Source organism: Undibacterium sp. Ren11W (genome assembly GCF_049340485.1).
In the GTDB taxonomy this organism is placed as follows: Bacteria; Pseudomonadota; Gammaproteobacteria; order Burkholderiales; family Burkholderiaceae_D; genus Undibacterium.
Window position 1 is genome coordinate 779,965 of sequence record NZ_JBMPPB010000001.1, and the last position, 19,813, is coordinate 799,777.

Consider the following 19,813-nt stretch of genomic DNA (forward strand, 5'->3'; position numbering starts at 1 on the left):
AAACAACAGAGAGACTGCGCAACAGCGATTCTTTGGCTTTCTTCTTTATGCAGCCTACCCCAACAATTTACCCGTTGGTCGCAAAGTACGGACTGAATGGATTAAACATCGCTATGGTTATGTTTTGAACGAACACATCAAGTTGTAATTGTCATTTCCGGTAACACAGGTTCTATGTAAGGTAGGCCAGCAATTAACAAAAAGCACAACAACAACAACAACAACAACAACAACAACAACAACAACAACAACAACAACAACAACAAGGAATCACATGAAACAAATTAATAAATTAAGCAAACAAACGCTATTAGCAATGACGATGACGACCGCGACTTTTTTTTCGCATGCGGGAAGCACGCCTCCAGACGATGGAAAATCGATGCGTGCAGGAGGCAAAACGAAGACCACGTATATTTGCCAGATGGGCAATCACTCGCATATGGCGGGCATGGGATCTGAGCAGGAATATGATAAGCCCGGTATCTGCCCGACCGACGGCATGGAAATGATTGCCAAAAACTCGCGGCTGACGGTGGCTGTTCTGGTATATGAAGGCGTGCAAGATATTGACTATAGCGGGCCCATGGAAGTATTTGGCCAGGCAGGCGCAAAGATTTTTACGGTCGCGGCTAACACCGAAAGTGTGCACTCAACTTATGGTATCAAGATGCAGCCCGATTTCGATCTTGATCATGCGCCAGAGGCAGATGTGTTGCTGATTCCGGGTGGGAATGTCAATGCCATCATTAACAATCCCAAGGCCTTGGCATGGGTACGTCAGCGCAGCGGCGACGTAAAGACAGTCCTGTCGGTCTGCACCGGCGCCTTCATTCTTGGTAAAGCTGGTTTGCTGGACGGCCTGTCGGCGACGACCATCGCAGGCGCAATTCCTCAACTCGAAAAAATGGAGCCCAAAGCGCATATCGTAGCTAATCGCCGCTATGTCGATAACGGAAAGTTCATCACTACCGCTGGTCTCTCGGCTGGTATGGACGGCGCGCTGCATGTGGTTGATCGTGAGATCGGTAGACTGCGCGCGCAAGACGTGGCACGTGGCATAGAGTATGAATGGCATCCGGGCGGCAAGGGCAGCTTTGCCTTGCTGGCGGCCTATCAAATGCCGGATGTCTCCATATTGCTGCCAGAGGGTACACCTTGGGAGCGCACCGTAGAACGCGGTGATACCAGGCAATGGGAAGTGCGCGGCCGTGTGGAAATAGCTAACAGCGCGAAGGATTTCCTGGATGCCAGCGGCATGGCGATTAAGACAGAAAAATGGACGCCGGTTTCTGACAAAGACCAATCGCATCGTCATTTTATCAAGAACAAAGATGGCATATCTTGGGAGCTAGATTTAAGCTTGGCTAATGATAATGCGCCATCGGCTTATCAATTGCGCCTGGTGGTCAAAGTGGCCTCGGCAGATAAGAAAAAACTGGCCAGAATGTAGGTCCATGCGTTGAAAGTCAAGAAAAACTGGCCACGAATCGCGGTAAAGCGACAGCGACGAGTTTGACTCACACAGCAAAGGTGGTGTCGTTGTCTAGTTTAATCTTGCATTTCATAAGCAAGAAGAAATACTTTAACGATCAAAATAATGAATGGAAAAAAATGATTGCATAACTTGGGTTGATTTCGCCAAGAATTAATTTATACTGTATGCATATTCAGTATGATGTATTATTAGAGACCTAGGTCAGACTTGCTAACGGCCTTTCAGTTTCTACATTTCAGTCAGTTTAGCGGTATAAAAACGTATGCAAATCGACGAATTATTAGTCAAATTCTGGCCAATTAGATATACAGTTTAAACATACAGTGAATGACAAAGCCTGTCCGTGATGAACCGAGTATTACCGAACCCACTGTACTACCTAGATAACTTCCAACTAGTACTGGATTGGGTGCGCGAACGATACGATGATCTGCTGATACCCGAAGAGCATTGCTTCATTAACGATTTTTTTAGTTTGCCGCAAGCCTCCCGCGCTTTGTTCGTCCGCATGGTGATGCGTAAAGGGGACTATTTCCGCGAAAGCAAACTTAGCTACGCTGAAATTGCCGATACCAGTGAGGCAATTTCATCTTTGATCAAAGGGGGATGGATTGTGCCGGATCCGCCATTAAGCTTAGATCAACTTTTTGAGCTCTTACAAAAACCTGAAATCGTCGCCGCGTTCTCACTTACTGCAGCAGATAAAAATCTCAAGAAAGCCGAACAACTCGACTGCCTTCGAAGCAGGTTTGATGGATCTAAACCATTCTCCGCTTGGCACCCAGCCTCAGTGGATAGAGTGTTGCATATTCAAAATAAACCTATGTGCGATCGTTTGCGACTGATCTTCTTTGGAAACTGGTATCAAGATTGGTCGGAGTTTGTTTTATCCGACTTGGGTATATACCAATACGAAGTGATTCCGTTCTCAAAAGAATCGCGAGGCTTCCAGACGCGGCGCGATGTGGAGAGTTATATTGCAGTGCAAGTTTGCCGCGAGCTATTCGACAAAGGTGAGCCGACAGCGTTGGTGCTAGCCGAGCTAGCAAAAATAGTGAACGATAATGACTGGATCAACGGCCGACGCCACAAGCTCTTGTTCCAGATGGGACAGCAATGCGAAAAACAAAAAGATTGGGACCAAGCGCTCATGATCTATCGGATGAGCAATTATCCTGGCTCGAGACTACGAACCATTCGTGTATTAGAAAAGACGGAGCAGCAGGTCGCCGCGCTTGAACTTTTAAATCTGGCATTAATGGCGCCAGAGAACGACGCAGAATATCAGCAGCTGCAACGTAGTGCGCCACGGCTCAATCGCAAGCTAGGCCATATCAATCAAGCCTTACCTACGATGGCGCAGGTAACGAGCTTTGAATTAACGCTGCCTTATCCTGACTCGTCGTTTTATGTTGAAGCTGTCGTCAAAGATCATCTTAGTCAAGATGACGCGCCTGTGTACTATGTTGAAAACACATTGATCAACTCGATGTTCGGATTGCTTTGTTGGCCGGCAATCTTTAAACCGGTTCCTGGCGCGTTCTTCCATCCTTTTCACCGAGGTCCTGTAGATTTGACCAGCGCCGATTTCCATCAGCGTCGGAAAGATGAATTTGCAATCTGTATGGAACAACTCGACTCTGATGATTATCTCGTTACAATACGCGAGACTTATCAAACTAAGCAGGGAATCCAATCTCCGTTCGTCTTCTGGAATAACTTGGATGCAGATTTACTCGACCTAGCGTTGAGATGTATCCCGGCGCAGCATCTGCGTCTGTGGTTTCAACGCATTCTCTCTAACATCAAGAGTAATAGAAATGGCTTTCCGGATTTGATCCAGTTCTGGCCGCAAGAAAGACGTTACTCGATGATCGAAGTTAAAGGTCCGGGTGACCGGCTTCAAGACAATCAAAAGCGCCTCATCGATTTTTGCGCGTTGCATGAATTGCCCATCTCAGTGTGCTACCTGGAGTGGAGAGAGGATGATAAGTGAACCGCGCTAACTACCAGGTTGGTGTTCGTGCTTTATGTGAATTCACTGCCAAGCAAGGTGATCTTGATCTCAGATTTACTCCATCACCATCCGCACAAGAAGGCATTGATGGGCATACGGAAGTGACATTGCGCAGATCAGCACACTTTCAGCGCGAAGTTCGACTGGAAGGACGTTATGCTCAATTGCACATCAAAGGACGTGCAGACGGCTATGACCCTGAGAAGCAACAGCTCGAAGAGATTAAGACTTATCGTGGCAATCTCCTCGCAATGCCAGACAACCGTCGCCAACTGCACTGGGCGCAAGCAAGAGTCTATGCCCATCTTCTCTGCCAAAAGTTCGAACTCGCCACACTCAATGTCGCCTTGATCTACTTCGATGTGGATACCCATAAAGAAACGGCACTAATTGAGAAACAGTCGGCGCAAGCGTTGGCGAGTTTCTACAATTAACTCTGTGAGCAATTCTTTCAATGGGCCAAACAAGAAATCGATCATCGACAGCAACGAGACTCTGCCCTAAAAGCCATGCTCTTTCCCTATCCGGATTTTAGGGCAGGGCAGCGACAATTGGCTGAAGCGATGTATAAAGCGAGCAATCGCGCATGCTGTTTATTGGCACAAGCACCAACTGGTATAGGCAAGACGATAGGGAGTTTATTCCCGATGTTAAAAGCCAGTGCTGAACATCATCTCGATAAAATTTTCTTCTTGGCGGCAAAAACTTCTGGGCGTCAGCTTGCACTTGATGCCGTCCAGACACTGCAACAGCAACTTCCAAATACCACATTGCGTACTTTGGAACTTGTTGCCAAAACCAAGGCATGTGAGTTTCCAGAAAATGCCTGCCATGGCGAGTCCTGTCCCTTAGCAAAAGGATTCTATGATCGGCTGCCGGCTGCGCGCATCGCCGCCCTCCAAGTCCCGATACTCGATCAGGAAAGCTTACGCAGCGTTGCAATAGAACATCAGGTTTGTCCGTATTACCTCAGTACCGAGATGGCAAAGTGGACTGATGTCATTGTCGGTGACTATAACTACTACTTCGACCTCAACGCCATGCTGTACGCGCTGACCATCAATAATGACTGGAAGATCGGTGTACTCGTCGATGAAGCGCACAATATGGTGGCCAGAACGCGTGCCATGTACAGCGCGGAACTGAGTCACCGCAACTTGAAGGCGATACGTAAGCATGCACCAGTTAGTCTAAAAAAATCACTGGATCGACTTCATCGGCAATGGTTACAAATAGAAAAAATGATTGAGAGTGATTACGTCGTTCTTGCAACAGTCCCCGAGAAATTGGCTAAAGCGCTAGAGGCCCTCAATGCCGATTTGTCCATCTATTTCAGCGACGTTACAACCACAATCAATTCCGAGCTTCAAGAATTTTCCTTCGATATCTCCTTGTTTAATCGCTTAATTGAAAGCTTTGGCGATCAATCGATCTTTGATATCAGCGTTAAAAACGGCGACTCGATACTTTGTATTAGAAACATTGTCCCCGCTACATTTCTGCAACCCCGATTTAAGGCAAGCCACACCAGTGCTCTGTTCTCGGCGACATTGAGCCCATGGAATTACTATCATGATTTACTAGGCATGCCTGATAACACTGCATGGGTAAACGTTGAGTCACCATTTAATGCAGAACAGTTGTTGGTCAATGTCGTTGGCAAAATATCGACTCGTTATTCAGATCGCAACCAGTCCTTAGCGCCGATTGTTGAACTGATGGCAAAACAATACAAAAACACACCAGGGAACTACCTCGCATTCTTTAGTAGTTTCGACTATATGGACCAAGTTGCATGCCTGTTTCAAGAACGCTTTCCCGCCATTCAAGTTTGGCGACAAACACGAGGCATGCACGAGGAGGCGCGCAATGCGTTTTTAGCGAATTTTACTGAAAAAAGTGAAGGCATAGGCTTTGCCGTGCTTGGCGGTGCATTTGGTGAAGGAATAGATTTGCCAGGTGCGCGTTTGATTGGTGCCTTTATTGCGACCCTTGGGCTTCCGCAAATAAATCCAGTTAATGAACAAATCAAACAACAAATGCATCAACACTTTGGCGCGGGGTATGACTACACGTATCTCTACCCAGGCATACAGAAAGTCGTCCAGGCTGCGGGCCGCGTGATTCGAACCACTTCAGATAAAGGGGTGATTTATTTAATTGATGATAGGTTTGCACAGCCGCATGTTCTGCAACTATTGCCTGAGTGGTGGATGCTATCCGTACTATGATTTTAACTGCACACAAATGATCTCGAGTGCGTTTGAAAGAATCGTCGCTAAAAATCGGAATGAACCTATCCAGTGTAATCGTTCGAAAACTTGCTTCTGTGCGTTCTCGCACGTTCGTTGATATTTTTTGTTGAAAAATGACATGACGACCAATGGCTGTTGCTGTCGTTGAAGATATATTTCTTGTCAGCCGTCAGCCCATAACCCGCAATGAGCAGGGCGGCAATAGCGATGTGTGATTAGAAATGCTGGATCTAGCCATTGAGGTTATTGTTGATCTGCGAATAAAAATATTTGGAGGTATGCGTGCTGCCGAACCGAGAGACATGGCCGAATGATTTACGATGAAAAGACTGGTGCAGCAGATTTTCAAAGTACTCGTTTCGATCTTTAACTCATTCAATCCTCGCGAAAGGGGAAATCTCATGAACAGAATCTTCTATATCATCGGCGTAATCGTTGTCATCCTTGCTGTCTTGTCATTTTTTGGGTTCAGATAATTAGTGTCTGTCCAAAAAAACAGAGAGCCACTCCCCGTATAGCTCACTGGGTGCGGCTTTCAAGGGTTTCCTTTTCGGCGCGAATGAAGAGTAAAGAGTACCTGGCCACCAGCCACGAAAGATTGTCATGTCAAATTTATCGAAACCCGACAATACGGCGCCCGCCGCAATAGGCCCCTGGCTTGTGATCGCGAAGGCCACTAGCCGCCTGCAGGACTGGTTTGTGATTCAGTCGGTTTTCATCAAGCTAACGGTGCTTGCCATCATTATTCTGATCCCGGCCACCGCCCTATATTCATTCACGCTCATGCAGAAACAGGCCGCCGTGGCCGAGCAGGTAAAGGCCATGACCGTCGCCGGAAAAGCAGGTGAGGGCATGTGGATGCTCAACGACAAACTGCCCGTGGTGTTCGGCACAGGTTCGATGTTGAGCTTTCTTGCAACGAATCCAGTCGAGCACATCACGGTGATTTACACGCCACTGATGTGGAACGTGTCGGAGCGCATCATCCTGATCGAATCTCAAGAAAAACAGTATGCGTATTATCCCAGCGATATGGAGACCAAGATATTTACCGATAAGGCGGTCACCGCGTCGTGGGGTGGCAAGCTTGCCTTTATTCCGCGCGCTGAGCTCAGCGACAGCAACCAGGAATTGATTGCGCGCCTGGACCTACGCTTTGCTGATGCTCGGCCACAGTCCGAGAAGGACGGCTGGAAGGCCGGCGTTAGCGGCGTGCTGTCTGCCGCGCTGAGCGTTGGCCTCCTGGCCTTCGTATACTTTCAGTTTAAGGGCCAGTTCAAGTCGCTCAAGTTCGTCGAGCCGACGCAGGTGCTAGGGTCGATCGAAGAGCTGGTGGGTATGGATGACATCAAGGCCGAAGTGGCACAGATCAAGGATCAGTATCAGCGCCGTGCGGCATATGCCGAGTACGGCATATGCAAACCTTTCAACGTGATGTTCAGCGGACCGGCGGGTACCGGCAAGACTAAGCTAGCCAGCTACCTAGCCAAGGAACTGAAGCTTCCCATTCTGTTCCACTCGGCAGCCAATCTGGAAACGGGTTTTGTGGCCGGGGGCTCGAATACGCTCAGCCGTATCATGGCCATGGCTAAGCGACGCAAGCAGTGCATCGTGTTCCTGGACGAGGCGCAGGATCTTTTCATGAAACGCGGGGGGCGCCGCAAGTTCGACGATGACACGGCGAACACGTTACTGTCTGTGCTCGATGGTGTGCGCAGCAGGGATGATGCCGAGATCATCTGGATCGTGGCCAGCAACTTCAACAGCGAAACCATGCAAATGGACGAGGCGATGCTGCGTCGCTTTCAAATGAAGGTGGACTTTCGCATGCCTAATCGAGAAGAGCGGCTGGCTATCATCGGCCACTATCTGGCCAGGCGCGCCGAGAAGGTGTTACCCGATCTGGACCTGCGCCACCTGGTGGAGGTGACCGAGGGCCGCAGCCCTGCCGACCTGGAAACCATCGTCAACCAGGCTGGCATCACCGCCGTGCAATCGGACGAGCTGATTAGCGCAGATACTTTGATGCTGGCCGCCGAGCGCGTGTTGGTGGGTAACGTCAATGCCAATACCACCGCGGAACGCGAGCGTGACCGCCGCATCATTGCCGTGCACGAATGGGGCCACTTCCTGGTGGACTTCGAGCACGAACGCAAGCTGGCCAATGGTAACTGGGAGCAGCTCCAGTCCGATATCAAGACCATCAAGATTTCGCTCAAGGCCAATGCGCGCACCAACGCTTTGGGCTTCGTTTTTCACAAGCAAGGCGCCAACCTGCTCAAGACCAAGGGGGATATCGAACACGACGTTCGCGTGTTGCTGGGCGGTATGGCCAACGAAGAACTGTTCTTTGGCGAGCAAGGTACGACAAATGGGGCACACAACGACATCACCCGCGTAACGGAACTGCTGCACCACGCCGTGGGAGAGATGGGCATGTACCGCAAAACCCGTCTCAATTTCGGCGCGCTCGTCCGTGACGGCCAAGGCGGCGGCCGCGAAGTTGACGAGGAAACGCGCAGCATCATGGAAGCGCAGAGCGAGCGCCTATACGGCGAAACCAAGGCCATGCTGGGCAAGTTCAAGCCGCTTACCGAGCATCTTGTTGTCAAGCTCCTGGAAGCTGGAGAGATGACTTTGAGTGAGGCATTGTTCGAAATCCGTAGATTCGAGGGCGCTTGATACTTAATTAAGGAAGCCAGTGTTGTTGAAGTGGGAAATAGGAGCCCATTTATGAGTAAATAACGGTTTGCGTTCGTTTGCACAAATTTGTTCCTTCTTCGATTACATCACTCTCAGGGATGATCTTTCAGGTGGGAACAATTTTATGCAATTTTAATTTACAACATTTTGTTCTTTTTCCAAACAATTTGCAGAAACATGTATCAATTCCCACGTGAAAATTACAAATTACTCTTTTCTATACTTGGTTTATCGACTAGATTGACAATTAGGATATCAAAATATCAGTGAACATCCTCGTTGGGAGCCGAGCTATGGCGAATGATTGTGTAGAAAATTCCGAAGGTTTCTCGAAGAGGGTTGTAGCAGGTAAGACTATAGACACTAGGGCATGGCCAACGCCAGATGAAGGTGCGTTTCAAGGTGAAGTAGGTGCCAAATACCGATCGCTTCTATTAATGCAGTGAATTTACGCATGCAATTTTACATAATATAAATTATGCGAAATTAGCACCTGAAGAAACAAAAAAAAGACCGTTTAGACTACGGTCTTTTTTATTGCCCAAAAGAAAGTGATATGAGATACCCAAATCAACGATATGCCGACATCGACCACCTGATTTATTACGCCTCAGACTGGAAAATAAAGGCATTAGCAAAGCATCTAAAACGCGATGAAAGAACAATAAAAGATTGGTTATCTGGCGCAAAAAAATGCCCCTGGTGGGTGCCGGAAATTCTCCGCCTAGAGCGCCTAGAGAAGTATAGGGAATTGCAACAAATGCGCGCAGAACCGACCTTAGCGAAGCTCGGAATATTTCGTGGCGACCTGTTGCATTTTCCCAACAACTACGATGTAAAAGCTAGAAAGGCAGCGAAATTGAAACAGAACGATTGCGGAAAAGGTTTTATCAAAGAACAAAACGAATTGATACTGAAACAGTACCGGAAATAAAAAAGCCCACCGGATCCGGTGGGCTTTTTTTTCGTTGGCCAATGATTTTATGGCTTGTAGTGCTTCACTACATTACTGACCAGCATAGAGTTAGCAACATTGACAGTAGCACCTTCAGGAATCCAAATAGTATTCTTCTGGCCGGTTACCGTGAGCGTCGTCACAGTCAAGGCACCTAGCAGAATAATATTGTTTTCGTTCCCGCTAATAGCAACGGTACCCAGAATTGCACCCGCGCTGATTTGGAGAGTATTAGAATCCCCCGACAAAGAGAGAACCGCGCCAGAAACTGGGGTTAACAAGTATTTACCGCCCCCGTTACTGATACTGATAACTTTAGAGTTGATACTGACAGCACCAACATTTGAAGGCGGCACGGCTGTTACGGTTGGAGTAATTACACCGGTTACCGTGGTAGGTGCAGGCTGCATTATAGAAGGCGTAGATGGCGTACTAGAACCGCCACCGCATGCAGATAAGAAAAATGCCGCTGAGATAGCGGCAATCATGGTTTTGTTCATTGCTTCCCTTTCATGAAAGAGTTGCAATTTTACACTTACTTCTTACGCTTGCGGAACTGGCCGTTAGACTTTCGTGGTGGTGTTTTCTTTTTCATTTTCTTGCTTTCAAGGTTTCAAGTAAATTTTCAATCTGCATTTGCATGCGAGTGATGCGCCTTTCAAGCAAAATAATGTAGCCCAATGCAGGTATGACTAAGACATTGGACATTTGCATTATTTGCTCAAAATTCATACGCTGGTTTTCTCCGGAGCGAAGAACGCAACGGCACCACACACCGCCGTCACAGTATTGACGACTACCTGAGTAGTGTTCACAGGAACACCAAAGACCGCACTAGCTAACATCGCAATACCCGCCCAGCTAGACGGCTCTTTAAAACGATTTGCCCAAAATTTCATATTTTCACTTTCAAAATAAACCAAAATTAATGCCTGAGTCATTGTCCGCAACTGGATTGTCCGGATTGGACCACGGCGTTGTTTTCACCCACTTGTCATTCCCAGCCGGTGTCTTTGCAGGGACAACCCCGAAGACATCGAGCGGCACAGCCACTACAGCCTCAACACCTCTTACAGCCGCACTCCCTGCCTGGCTGGAAAAGTCCATGACGACACTGGCCAGCTTGTCGCCTATATCGCCAACGATGCCGCCCGCGCCCCGCTTCCACGCATACGCCGCAACCAGGACAACAAGCCCTACTTTGGCAATCGTCGTGCAATTGTCGAAACTGAGTTTCATGCTGCAGCCCCTTTTATCAAAGCGCCCAGAGAATCCAACCACGGCACGACCGCACCGGCCACAGCACCGACTGGGCGAGTATTAGCGTTCAGCTGGTCAATCTTGGCCGACCATTCGCGTTCTTTACTCATCACGTAGAAAATAGCCAGACCACCAACGATCATGAGCGTTTGCCGGTCCATTAGCCTACCGTCCACTCATCTGTCCCACCGTCAGGCAATCCAAGATCATTCCCCCATGCCTTTTCTTGTATAGCCTGATTACCTATGTAATTAGGATCCTTCAGATAATTATAGTAGTCACCACCGCTAGTAATGGGCGAGGAAGTTGCTTTATCTAAGAGCCATTTCGCAGTAGCCCCTGCGATGCCGCCCAACACTTGCGCCTTACCAGAGCCAGCACTACCTGGCATGCTGCCGTTTCCTTGATAGCCAGGCAGCCCAGCATTTGGCGCACCGATAAATCCAGCCTTAGCCTGTTTGCTGTAGTAGAGCGCACCGATAATGAGCGCCGCACCAATGAGCAAATCATTGTTTTTCATTGTAGTCATGCGAGCATGCCCCCTGCTTTCTGATACGCAGCCACAACTGATTGCAGGCTGCGCGTTGGTTGATTGACGCCGCTATCCGGCAGCGAAGCCCAGACGCGACGACATTTACTAATTGCGGATTCAATGCGCCCAGAATCAATATCGTCCAAAGCATTTTTCTCATCAATAAGCTGCATAGCCATAGCGTCCTGGACATCAGGACCAAAGCCCGTAAAGCCGTATTTCTTACACAGCAAATCATAGGTCGTCGCGGTGATCTGATACGCACCGGCCGCACTAGTGCGAATGACCGCACCGGCTAGATTTGTATAGTTAAAAAATTGCTTAGGGTGATCGGCAAAACTAGAAAACGTTTTACCGTTACCAAGCCGCCAGCCGAACAACGCCCGATAGCCCTCGTCTGATTGCGTGCCCTCGGCATAGCGCAATGCAGCCAGAAAAGCCGCCCTGTTCGTATCTGATCTAGTGCTATTTGTTTTCATAAAATCCGTTAGGTTTGGCAATTGGTCTAACAAATTGCCGGTTTGATTATCAGGATCAAAATCGAGCATACCGTTATCGTTCGCTGACTTCACAATGATGTAAGCAGCGACGAGCGCGGCAATAGTGAACACACCACGCATGCTAAGAAGCGAATATCTGCATAAAATCAGCCGCAACACCAACGCTTGACGTAGTTACATTGGACGTTGTAATTTTTATCAGATCACCCACAACGAGATTTTTCAAATTCAAATCGAACCTAGCTGAGAATGCAGCAAGAGCGGACGCCGTTGGATTGGTCGTCAATGACCTAGCAACTCCATTCACCATGATTGACGCATTGACTGTGCCATTATTAGCAGGTATTGACATGGTTAAGTTGCACACAATTCGTACATTTTTATGACCACCCACCGGCACTGTATAGATACCCGTTGCCGCCGAATAGTTAGCCGCATAAGCAGCAAGCTCTTGCGTATTGTCTACAGTGGCAAATAGCATCGTAGCGCCACCGGATGCACCATTGCTCGGCGCCCTTACGTCCAAAATCAACCCCGGCACAGAACTTGAATTTTTCTTTGATATACCAGACATTTAGTTCATTCCTTGAATAGCGAGAGAACAACCGGCCATATCAGCAATTGCATACCATGCTAAAGCCGCCGCCTGATCTTCAATATAAACCTCACCTGGTGCCAGATAAATTGCTCCATTCGCCAAAGTGATACCAGCCGCGCCTATGGCGATATTTCCCATTGCACCAGCATTGCGAAAAATCAAACGGCGATATGAACCAGCAGCACTAGCGAGCACTTGCGCCACACCGACCACAACAGGCGCAATATTGACCAGAGAGACAGGCGGCACCTGCGTTTGAAAAATTGGCTGAGATGCGTTGTTAACGATCGTAGCCTGATTGGCGAATGTGGCAGCGTCACCAAAATCACCAGATCCCACAATCAAATTGCCGTTGATGACAGAAACACCGTCATACGAACTGACATACCAGATTTGCGCCCTGCCTTCTGAAATTCGGAATCTCTGCCCAGGCTTCAAGATGATTTCCGCCCCGTTATCAGGCTTTACTTTGATACGCGTATCACCGGCACTAGAACCAGACTCATAGACAAACAAATCAGCCAATGCAGATACAGGCTTAGCGTTGTTGGTGGCGTCGAATTGAAAAGGATAGATTTGCATTATTTACGCCCCCACGCCATCAAGCCCACCACGCACACGCCAGCAATCGCCAACATTTTGACTAACTTTGTCTGATCTGTTGCGGTAGCCGATTCTGAGATGGTTTTAGCGGAACTAGCCGCCGCCGCCGTAGCATCCCCAGCGAAAGAAAAAGCGGATTTCATCAAGCCAGCATTGTCTGAACTCTGCTTACTTAGACTTTGCAAGGCAGCCATGACCGCGCCACCAGCATTATTAATTGCCGTGGTAGATGTAGCCCCCATTCCCGCCAGCGCAGCGCCAACGCTACCAAAATCGGTCACAGTCGTATTGGTGACTTTGTTTGAATTGTCTTCAAAATTAGTACTACGGTTTGACGAGTCCGAAAAACTCGTGTTGTTGATAACCCGCTTATCGAGGACATTCCCAGCACCACTAAACGATCCCACAGAGCCATCACCCATAACCATACTGTTATCGGTTTGCTGAGTATTGCTTGATGTGCTAGTAGTGACAGCCGTAGAATTTTTGGTAGTATCATTCCCGCTATTGTCACCACCAAATCCTAGAAGCTTTCCAAAAAAGGACATGTTTTTACTTTCTTATTATTTTGAACGCAGCAACAAAAACGCACCACCAGCAATCAAAAGCATAGGTAACGGGATTCCACCTACATCGGACAAACTCCCGCTAGTATCTTTTTTCGTCTCAACAGAAGCGGTAGCCCCTTGAGTACCACCGCTACCGTGGATCTGAATATTTTTTACCTGATTCCAAGGCGTGGAAAGATCAACACCAGTAGTCGCATTGGTGTCGTTCTTCAAGTCCTTTTTATCGGACACATTCAAACTCATATTAGGCAGTGGAATCATTGACTAACCCTTGAAAAGAAAATATGCGATACCAGCCAGTATCAACAAATTCATGTTGTTACCACTCGCTTGCAAAGAAATTGCGCCCTGATTTTGTAACTGGCCGTCCGCATACGCACCGTTCACCATGCCGTTGATTGCATTGGCAGCAGCACCGCGGATTCCCTTAGTCAACATCGTTCCGAAGTCGTCGTCAGATGTCGCCTGGTCGTTAAGCATAGTTGCGGGAATCCGACTATAGTTAGCCCCCGCAAACAATGCCTGTTGATCAAGAGTTGATACAGGCATGTTCTCCCCTTTGCTTAAAGATTAGTTGCAGCGTCCAGCACTTCGGCCACCACTGTCAAAGCAGCACCACCAGCGTCACTGATAGTCGTATTGAACTCGAAAGCGTCATAGATCAAATTGCCGTTGACGCTACGCATAGTAGTAATGTGCGCGTCATGGTTGTTGTCTACGATGAAATCACAGACATACACACCAGCCTGAGGTACTTTCTTGTAGTTCGCTTGATCGAAACGATTGTCTAGGTCCGACTGATCGAAAAACACGGTACCGTTCTTTTTCGCCTCAACACGCGCAATGTTTCCATTCGCGCCAACAGTCCAGGCAGTGCCTGAGAAAAACACATACAGACGCTTAAGCACCGCACCACGGAACGACAAAGGCAAAGTGAATTTACCGGACACGTTGTAAGAGGCCGTAAATGGGATGTACTTCAACACTGCAGGATTACCCTGCGATTGTTCAAAGTAACCAATAGCGCCTATGGTTGGAGCAACAGCACCGGCATTGATGTAAATATCAATCGTGACCACACCAATACCCATCAGGGCCATCAGATCAAGACCACCGATTTCCTTAATCGGAAATACAGCCTGGTCACGCTCTACAAAATCTAAATACAAATATTTGGCACTATCGGCCGCATTTTTATAGTTGTTAATAGCGTTAATTTGTGTACCGGTTAAGTCCCACAAAACACGAGAGCCGATTTTTACGCGGATGCGATCAATCTTGGTTTTATCAAAGGTGGTGCCACCCAGGAGCAACTTAACGCCCGTCAAGGTAAGCGCCTCGACCGCTAAAGTAATCGTAGCGATTTGACCGGCAGCGACACCGATAGGTTGGGCAAGAGGTTTATTAAACATGAATTATAGTCCGGTGAGTGCGCGCTGCACTAGGTTGCGAGTAGGTGCCACTTGGTTGGCCACCCAGATCAAGGCCAGAGTAATGGCCGCTGTTTTTAGATATTCTTTCATGGGCTTATTTAGGTAAATAATCGCCAATGACCGGAATAGTCACACTCTTATTAACCAGCTTTGCAACGGCAACCACTGCCAGCACAAAAGCCGCTTGTTTCAGGTAAGTCATCATTTCTTTGCTTCTCCTATTAATCGGTTGAATATTCTTTTACGAGTTTTTTCAAAGCCGGAATTTTTGCGACAAGAAAAGAAACAACGATCAAAGCAAAACCTGTTGCGATGACTTCCTGGCTTAATTTATCGAGACTTGGAAAATATTTCATAGCCCCCAGAATAGCGAGGCAAAACAAAGAAAAATAGAGTGTGATACGCCGCTAGAAATAGGCTTATACGGCCTATGCCTAGCGGGTTATTGAGAGGGTTTTAACGGGGGATTTTTGCAACAACTTGGCGCACGGTGCGTGCATCGCGATCGTAATGTAGGAACTGAAATTTTTGCAGGTCTTTTATTTGCTGTTGGTCGACATCCATCTTGCGCGCCATGACGACCCTGTGCGGCTCTTCTCCCAGGTGACCACACCAAATCTCTGTAGCGTTACCCATGAGCGATTTATCCAACTGAGCAGGAAACTGGCTAGCAACAATAATATGCAACCCATCGTGCCGACCATCATTGCAGCAATCAGCCCAGGCCGGGGGCGCGTAGCTAGGCGTGGTGTAGCGCCCCAGCTCTTCAATCATGAATACGCAATTGCCCGCTGCACTAGCGATGCGACACACCGCTTGAAATTCTGCTTTACGCCCTTTTATGTCTAGCGCCTGGAGCCGGTACCGAAGTTTAAAGCCGGGCTGAAAAGAGCCCTTAGCCAATGTGACCAGACTAGGCACCATCTCGCCAAATTCTCCGTTTTCGTCTTTCGTATCTAGGATTATGATGCGCTTAGGCTTTAGCTTGCGTAATGCCGCTTTCATTAAAACGCCCTTCCCCATTCCCGACTGGGCGATGAAAGCCCAAATCTTGGCGTCATTCGTTACTGCCATCATTCCCCCGTGGCGTCACGTCCGTGGCCTCTTGCGCGCGCTTGCTTTCGAAATACTTCTTACCCAGAGCAAAGGCAAGAATAGTAGGCGGCAAGGCGACAATAGCAAGCTGCACCTCGACCGATAGATATTGCCGCGCATTCCAACCATGCTTAACTTCTACCGCTGTATAAGCACCGGCAATGTGGTCTACAACTTCAGGCGGATAGCATTTATCAAGGAAAGGCATAGCAGGCGCAAGCATCGTTAACAACACGCTTAGAATCGCGGCATTTTCTGCTGCTGCATCTTCAAGCGTAGGTTCAGGCGGCACCGGATTTCCATGCTCATCATGAAGATCGATGTCGGGAGTTATTTCGCTTTCCACTTTGGTGACATGTGCGAGCAAGGCCGCCTGTTCAGGCGTGAGAGATGCGGCCGGTTGATCTTCGGTATTCATACCAGAACCCCGAAGACCATACGCTGAGATTTTTCAATAGGAGGAAGTACGATATTTTCGACAGCCACCACAGGAGCAGCCACCACAGGCGCAGAACCAGAATTGATTTTCGACCGCAACAAATCGCCTTGCGTTTTATTTTTGGTGAAATACTGAGATCCACAGTCTGGACAGTGGCGGTAAGGGTGTGCACCCTCTTTATCAGTTTTAATTTTGATGTGCGCAGATGAAAAACCGCACTCAGGACAGGCCGAACGACCGAGCATTTCAGAAGCCATTTATTACCCCTTCAACTCTCCTTGTCTTAGGGTGATCATGGCGGTTTTATTTAAGCCCAGGCCGCCAACTGGATGACTCCCTAGCCGACTGGAGCCGCCAAAGGTTCGCCAGGCACCACGGCAGGCGCGGAAAGCGATACAACTTTTGTTTCGATGTTATCCAGTCGCGCGGCAATGCCCTTGATGACATCGGTTAGAAACATTTTTTCAGCATCACCCAAAGGAAGCGGAATAGGCATTACAGGATCAGGCATAGCAGCCTGTTCGATACTTTCGTTAAGCAAGGCCTGTACACCGTTTTTTGTTTCCTTAAAAACGACTTCCCCAGGGGATCGAATTTGACATTCATCTTCCAACTTTTGCAACCCCACCATGATTGCGGTCAAAGCTAAAATTAGTTTATTCATTTTTCTAGTTCTCTCTTTAGTTTTTGCCATTCACAATGAATAGCGACTTTTAATAAAAAGGACTTCACAGCCCCAGGGATAAAACGCTTGTACGATGTCCAAATTTTTAGACCTTCTTCCTCCAATCCCATAAAATCCCCTCTTTAGTGAATATTTCGCTTATCACAACGCGAAGCTATAGAAATTAGCCACTGCGCAAACATGGGCGGCGTTTCCTCTCTCTCTCGCTTCGTGATCTCTGGCCGGCGTTTGCATCTACTCCCGTTTCTCCGCCGGCCGCTACTTGCGACAACACACGGGGCCTCCCCCATAACGAACGGAATATCAGGTAATTGGCTCGGCTCAATCCCGACGATGTAAAGAATCGTTTTTTTTTCTGCACGATGTCCCCACCAGTACTGACTAACAACAATCGACCAACCGCCAAACTCATCCCTGTGCCCAGGCGCTGGCAAATTAGCCACAGCCCACAAACTGGACTGAGCCGGATGTTCAAGAACTCCACCACGTTGACGAACTTGCTCAACTGCGATCAATGCAAGCTCTTTCTCGCCTGGTCGCGGTTTAGCAATATGTCTTAATTGCCCCCAGGCGCGGCACGGGGGGTGCGCTACAACTGGAGCATCGCCGGTCGATAACCTAGCATCACGTTCCACGTCCCAGCAATCAACGCCGGGAAGAGTCTTATAGAATGAGTCATTACGCACATAAAGAGCGGAAACGACGATATTTTTTACATACTCCATCACTCCCGCCCTTCTCGATTAGTGAACATAAAGCCTCTCGAAAACAACTTAGTTTTCACCGTGCCATTCGCATTGATTGGCACCGTCCGCGCCCACCGGATATAGTCGTTAATGTCTTGCTGTGACAGCGCCACATCGTCGCAGTAATCGGCCACATAATTTAGGAAATTCGATAGCAGTTTGCGCGATTGCAAAACACTGAGTTGTTCGCTATTGATGCCACCGACTCGAGATTCCTCAGGCATTTTCAGATCAGCCGCTTGCTCATCGCTGATTTCGTCGGTGCCGGTCAGTGCTTTTTTGAGCCCACGTGACCAGGACAGCATGCGCTTGCCTTCGAACGCCTCGACATACTCCCTAAATTGCGCCATCGCTTGAGCATCGCCATTTTCGGCCCAGGCGATCAACTGGAACGGATGCGCGCCCTTTTGATCACTACCGACTTTTGACGCGTGCATAGTGACTTCACGAGACAAACCCCATTGCTGATCACGCCCGAATTTTGCGATGTACTCAGCAGCATATTGGCCGCCACGGACATCAAGGCCATGCTTGAGAACATCGCTCATTTGGTCGCGCTCACACAAGCCCGATTTCAACAGCGCCACATACCAAGCGTATTTGAGATCATCAATGAGAGCAGACGACAGAGAACCCGACAAATCTTCGTGCACCGTGCCGAAAGCGTCAGGCGTAGCAAACACCAAATCATGTTGGTGTGGGTGCCAGCCGTTCAGGCCTACAGTGACCTCGAGCGAAGTAACAGAACCCTTGCGCACTCCCTTAGACAGGATACGCTTATACGTCTTGCAGTTTTTAAAGTAGGCCTTAGCCTTAGTGAATTTCGGCAGTTGGCCCGCTAGTGCCTGGTGATATTCATGCGGAAAAGTCAAAGTCATCAACCACACGTAACCGTCTTGCTTAATCCATGCAGCCATAGCACCGGATAACTCGGCTTGACGCACCGCGCAGATTTTTGCACTGCATACCGGACACGCCCATACCGATTTACAAGTAGGCACACCATGCACGCGCGCCATGCCGCCATCGTTCTGGCGAAATATCGAAACTGTGTCTGAGGTATTGACGACCCCACGATGACACCAGCACGTTCTGTGTTGGTCACGCATTTCTTTTGCGCCATCGTAAAGCACACCCTGGGCAGTGCGCAAAAGATCGTATTTTCTAAAGCGCCCCGAATCCTTCACAAATGCCGTGTAAGTTGTTGATTCTAAAGGTGGGTTTATCGATTTACCATTAATACCAAGGTTATTAGAGCCGTTTTCTATGGAGGTCATAAGGTGATACCACGCAGTCTAGCTTCGGCAACAGCTGAGGCCAAAGGCAAAGGCTCTAAAGCCGCGTGCGCAGCATCCAGCGCCTCTACAAGCGTTTTAAATACGGAATAGTCAACCGGGAGGCGGCATTGCTGCAAAGCGCCCACAGCGGCATCTATGCGCCTCTCTGCGGAACCGAGCAAACGCATAGCCTCGACCACTTCGGCTAAAGCGAATTCTGATAAAGGTTTTGGGAGCTGGAGTTCTTGCGATGCCTGGACGGCAGCCAGCTTACGAATAGGAACGGGGGCGCAGTGTCTAGCATGCGCCCCCGTTGGTGCTACGTTAAATTGTGCTCTCACGCTTTGGAACCTGCAAATTCTTCCAAGCCATCGAGAGAGGAACTACTAAGTTCATCAAGCGCTAACGCAAGATCAGGACACACACCGTGAATAAATCCAGATAGAAACATAACAAAATGCTTGCAATCTGCATTTATCTGCTCTTGGCTTCGACCAGGAACAATTCGGAGCCTTGCAGCGTTAATTAAATACTGTGTAGAAATAGAATTCATCGTGCACCTTGTAGCCTCGTCGAGAGATACCCGAAGGAAGCGCGGATCAGGCGCAAATTCGACAAGGAGGAAACAAATGAATCCTTCGGGTAACG

General features: G+C 48.5%; 24 protein-coding genes and 1 pseudogene. 5 read left to right on the forward strand and 20 right to left on the reverse strand.

What is annotated here, in order from left to right:
• Window positions 1-274: 274 nt before the first annotated feature.
• From ACO0K8_RS03565 to ACO0K8_RS03585, 5 genes and pseudogenes are all read left to right on the forward strand, one after another.
• Window positions 275-1,453 (forward strand): DJ-1/PfpI family protein, encoded by a 1,179-nt coding sequence (locus ACO0K8_RS03565; protein ID WP_422945243.1) that lies wholly within the window; start codon window positions 275-277, stop codon window positions 1,451-1,453.
• Between the two features lie 391 nt (window positions 1,454-1,844).
• A complete protein-coding gene (locus ACO0K8_RS03570) occupies window positions 1,845-3,494 on the forward strand; it encodes a VRR-NUC domain-containing protein (protein WP_422945244.1) in 1,650 nt (549 codons plus the stop codon).
• Window positions 3,491-5,746, forward strand: a pseudogene (locus ACO0K8_RS03575) (ATP-dependent DNA helicase). Before ACO0K8_RS03570 ends, ACO0K8_RS03575 begins: the two are co-directional and overlap by 4 nt.
• Window positions 5,747-6,373: 627 nt before the next feature.
• Window positions 6,374-8,452 carry an AAA family ATPase gene (locus tag ACO0K8_RS03580; protein WP_422945245.1) on the forward strand — a complete coding sequence of 693 codons (2,079 nt, stop codon included), beginning with the start codon at window positions 6,374-6,376 and terminating at the stop codon, window positions 8,450-8,452.
• Window positions 8,453-9,029: 577 nt separating this feature from the next.
• A complete protein-coding gene (locus tag ACO0K8_RS03585) occupies window positions 9,030-9,407 on the forward strand; it encodes a hypothetical protein (protein ID WP_422945246.1) in 378 nt (125 codons plus the stop codon).
• A 47-nt stretch (window positions 9,408-9,454) separates the two neighbouring features.
• On the opposite strand, the gene ACO0K8_RS03590 is transcribed toward ACO0K8_RS03585, so the two are convergent.
• The 20 genes from ACO0K8_RS03590 to ACO0K8_RS03685 all read right to left on the reverse strand — a co-directional run bounded on the left by ACO0K8_RS03590 (window position 9,455) and on the right by ACO0K8_RS03685 (window position 19,718).
• Window positions 9,455-9,928, reverse strand: a complete 474-nt coding sequence (locus ACO0K8_RS03590) for a hypothetical protein (protein WP_422945247.1) — start codon at window positions 9,926-9,928, stop codon at window positions 9,455-9,457.
• A gap of 228 nt (window positions 9,929-10,156) precedes the next feature.
• Entirely contained in the window at window positions 10,157-10,327 is a 171-nt protein-coding gene (locus ACO0K8_RS03595) for a hypothetical protein (protein ID WP_422945248.1), read from the reverse strand.
• A 10-nt stretch (window positions 10,328-10,337) separates the two neighbouring features.
• Complete coding sequence (locus ACO0K8_RS03600) at window positions 10,338-10,667, reverse strand: hypothetical protein (protein ID WP_422945249.1); 330 nt, start codon at window positions 10,665-10,667, stop codon at window positions 10,338-10,340.
• Entirely contained in the window at window positions 10,664-10,849 is a 186-nt protein-coding gene (locus ACO0K8_RS03605; protein WP_422945250.1) for a hypothetical protein, read from the reverse strand. The genes ACO0K8_RS03600 and ACO0K8_RS03605 overlap by 4 nt, the downstream gene beginning before the upstream one ends.
• Window positions 10,849-11,217 (reverse strand): hypothetical protein, encoded by a 369-nt coding sequence (locus ACO0K8_RS03610; RefSeq protein WP_422945251.1) that lies wholly within the window; start codon window positions 11,215-11,217, stop codon window positions 10,849-10,851. The genes ACO0K8_RS03605 and ACO0K8_RS03610 overlap by 1 nt, the downstream gene beginning before the upstream one ends.
• Entirely contained in the window at window positions 11,214-11,768 is a 555-nt protein-coding gene (locus ACO0K8_RS03615; RefSeq protein WP_422945252.1) for a glycoside hydrolase family 104 protein, read from the reverse strand. The genes ACO0K8_RS03610 and ACO0K8_RS03615 overlap by 4 nt, the downstream gene beginning before the upstream one ends.
• Before the next feature lie 73 nt (window positions 11,769-11,841).
• Window positions 11,842-12,294, reverse strand: a complete 453-nt coding sequence (locus tag ACO0K8_RS03620; protein ID WP_422945253.1) for a hypothetical protein — start codon at window positions 12,292-12,294, stop codon at window positions 11,842-11,844.
• A complete protein-coding gene (locus ACO0K8_RS03625; RefSeq protein ID WP_422945254.1) occupies window positions 12,295-12,900 on the reverse strand; it encodes a hypothetical protein in 606 nt (201 codons plus the stop codon).
• A complete protein-coding gene (locus tag ACO0K8_RS03630) occupies window positions 12,900-13,469 on the reverse strand; it encodes a hypothetical protein (RefSeq protein ID WP_422945255.1) in 570 nt (189 codons plus the stop codon). The genes ACO0K8_RS03625 and ACO0K8_RS03630 overlap by 1 nt, the downstream gene beginning before the upstream one ends.
• 15 nt (window positions 13,470-13,484) lie before the next feature.
• Window positions 13,485-13,751, reverse strand: coding sequence for a hypothetical protein (locus ACO0K8_RS03635; protein ID WP_422945256.1), 267 nt, complete (start codon window positions 13,749-13,751; stop codon window positions 13,485-13,487).
• A gap of 3 nt (window positions 13,752-13,754) precedes the next feature.
• Complete coding sequence (locus ACO0K8_RS03640) at window positions 13,755-14,039, reverse strand: hypothetical protein (RefSeq protein WP_422945257.1); 285 nt, start codon at window positions 14,037-14,039, stop codon at window positions 13,755-13,757.
• Window positions 14,040-14,053: 14 nt separating this feature from the next.
• The gene (locus tag ACO0K8_RS03645; RefSeq protein ID WP_422945258.1) at window positions 14,054-14,902 is read right to left on the reverse strand and encodes a major capsid protein P2; all 849 of its coding nucleotides are present in this window, start codon (window positions 14,900-14,902) and stop codon (window positions 14,054-14,056) included.
• 242 nt (window positions 14,903-15,144) lie between these two features.
• A complete protein-coding gene (locus tag ACO0K8_RS03650; RefSeq protein WP_422945259.1) occupies window positions 15,145-15,279 on the reverse strand; it encodes a hypothetical protein in 135 nt (44 codons plus the stop codon).
• A gap of 100 nt (window positions 15,280-15,379) precedes the next feature.
• Window positions 15,380-15,997 (reverse strand): hypothetical protein, encoded by a 618-nt coding sequence (locus ACO0K8_RS03655; protein WP_422945260.1) that lies wholly within the window; start codon window positions 15,995-15,997, stop codon window positions 15,380-15,382.
• Window positions 15,981-16,436, reverse strand: a complete 456-nt coding sequence (locus ACO0K8_RS03660; protein ID WP_422945261.1) for a hypothetical protein — start codon at window positions 16,434-16,436, stop codon at window positions 15,981-15,983. Before ACO0K8_RS03660 ends, ACO0K8_RS03655 begins: the two co-directional genes overlap by 17 nt.
• The gene (locus tag ACO0K8_RS03665; protein WP_422945262.1) at window positions 16,433-16,714 is read right to left on the reverse strand and encodes a hypothetical protein; all 282 of its coding nucleotides are present in this window, start codon (window positions 16,712-16,714) and stop codon (window positions 16,433-16,435) included. The genes ACO0K8_RS03660 and ACO0K8_RS03665 overlap by 4 nt, the downstream gene beginning before the upstream one ends.
• 80 nt (window positions 16,715-16,794) lie before the next feature.
• The gene (locus ACO0K8_RS03670; RefSeq protein WP_422945263.1) at window positions 16,795-17,121 is read right to left on the reverse strand and encodes a hypothetical protein; all 327 of its coding nucleotides are present in this window, start codon (window positions 17,119-17,121) and stop codon (window positions 16,795-16,797) included.
• 745 nt (window positions 17,122-17,866) lie between these two features.
• Window positions 17,867-19,165 carry a protein rep gene (locus ACO0K8_RS03675; RefSeq protein ID WP_422945264.1) on the reverse strand — a complete coding sequence of 433 codons (1,299 nt, stop codon included), beginning with the start codon at window positions 19,163-19,165 and terminating at the stop codon, window positions 17,867-17,869.
• On the reverse strand, window positions 19,162-19,506 hold the full coding sequence (locus ACO0K8_RS03680) for a hypothetical protein (protein WP_422945265.1): 345 nt from the start codon (window positions 19,504-19,506) through the stop codon (window positions 19,162-19,164). Before ACO0K8_RS03680 ends, ACO0K8_RS03675 begins: the two co-directional genes overlap by 4 nt.
• Window positions 19,503-19,718 (reverse strand): hypothetical protein, encoded by a 216-nt coding sequence (locus ACO0K8_RS03685; protein ID WP_422945266.1) that lies wholly within the window; start codon window positions 19,716-19,718, stop codon window positions 19,503-19,505. Before ACO0K8_RS03685 ends, ACO0K8_RS03680 begins: the two co-directional genes overlap by 4 nt.
• Between the last annotated feature and the right edge of the window lie 95 nt (window positions 19,719-19,813).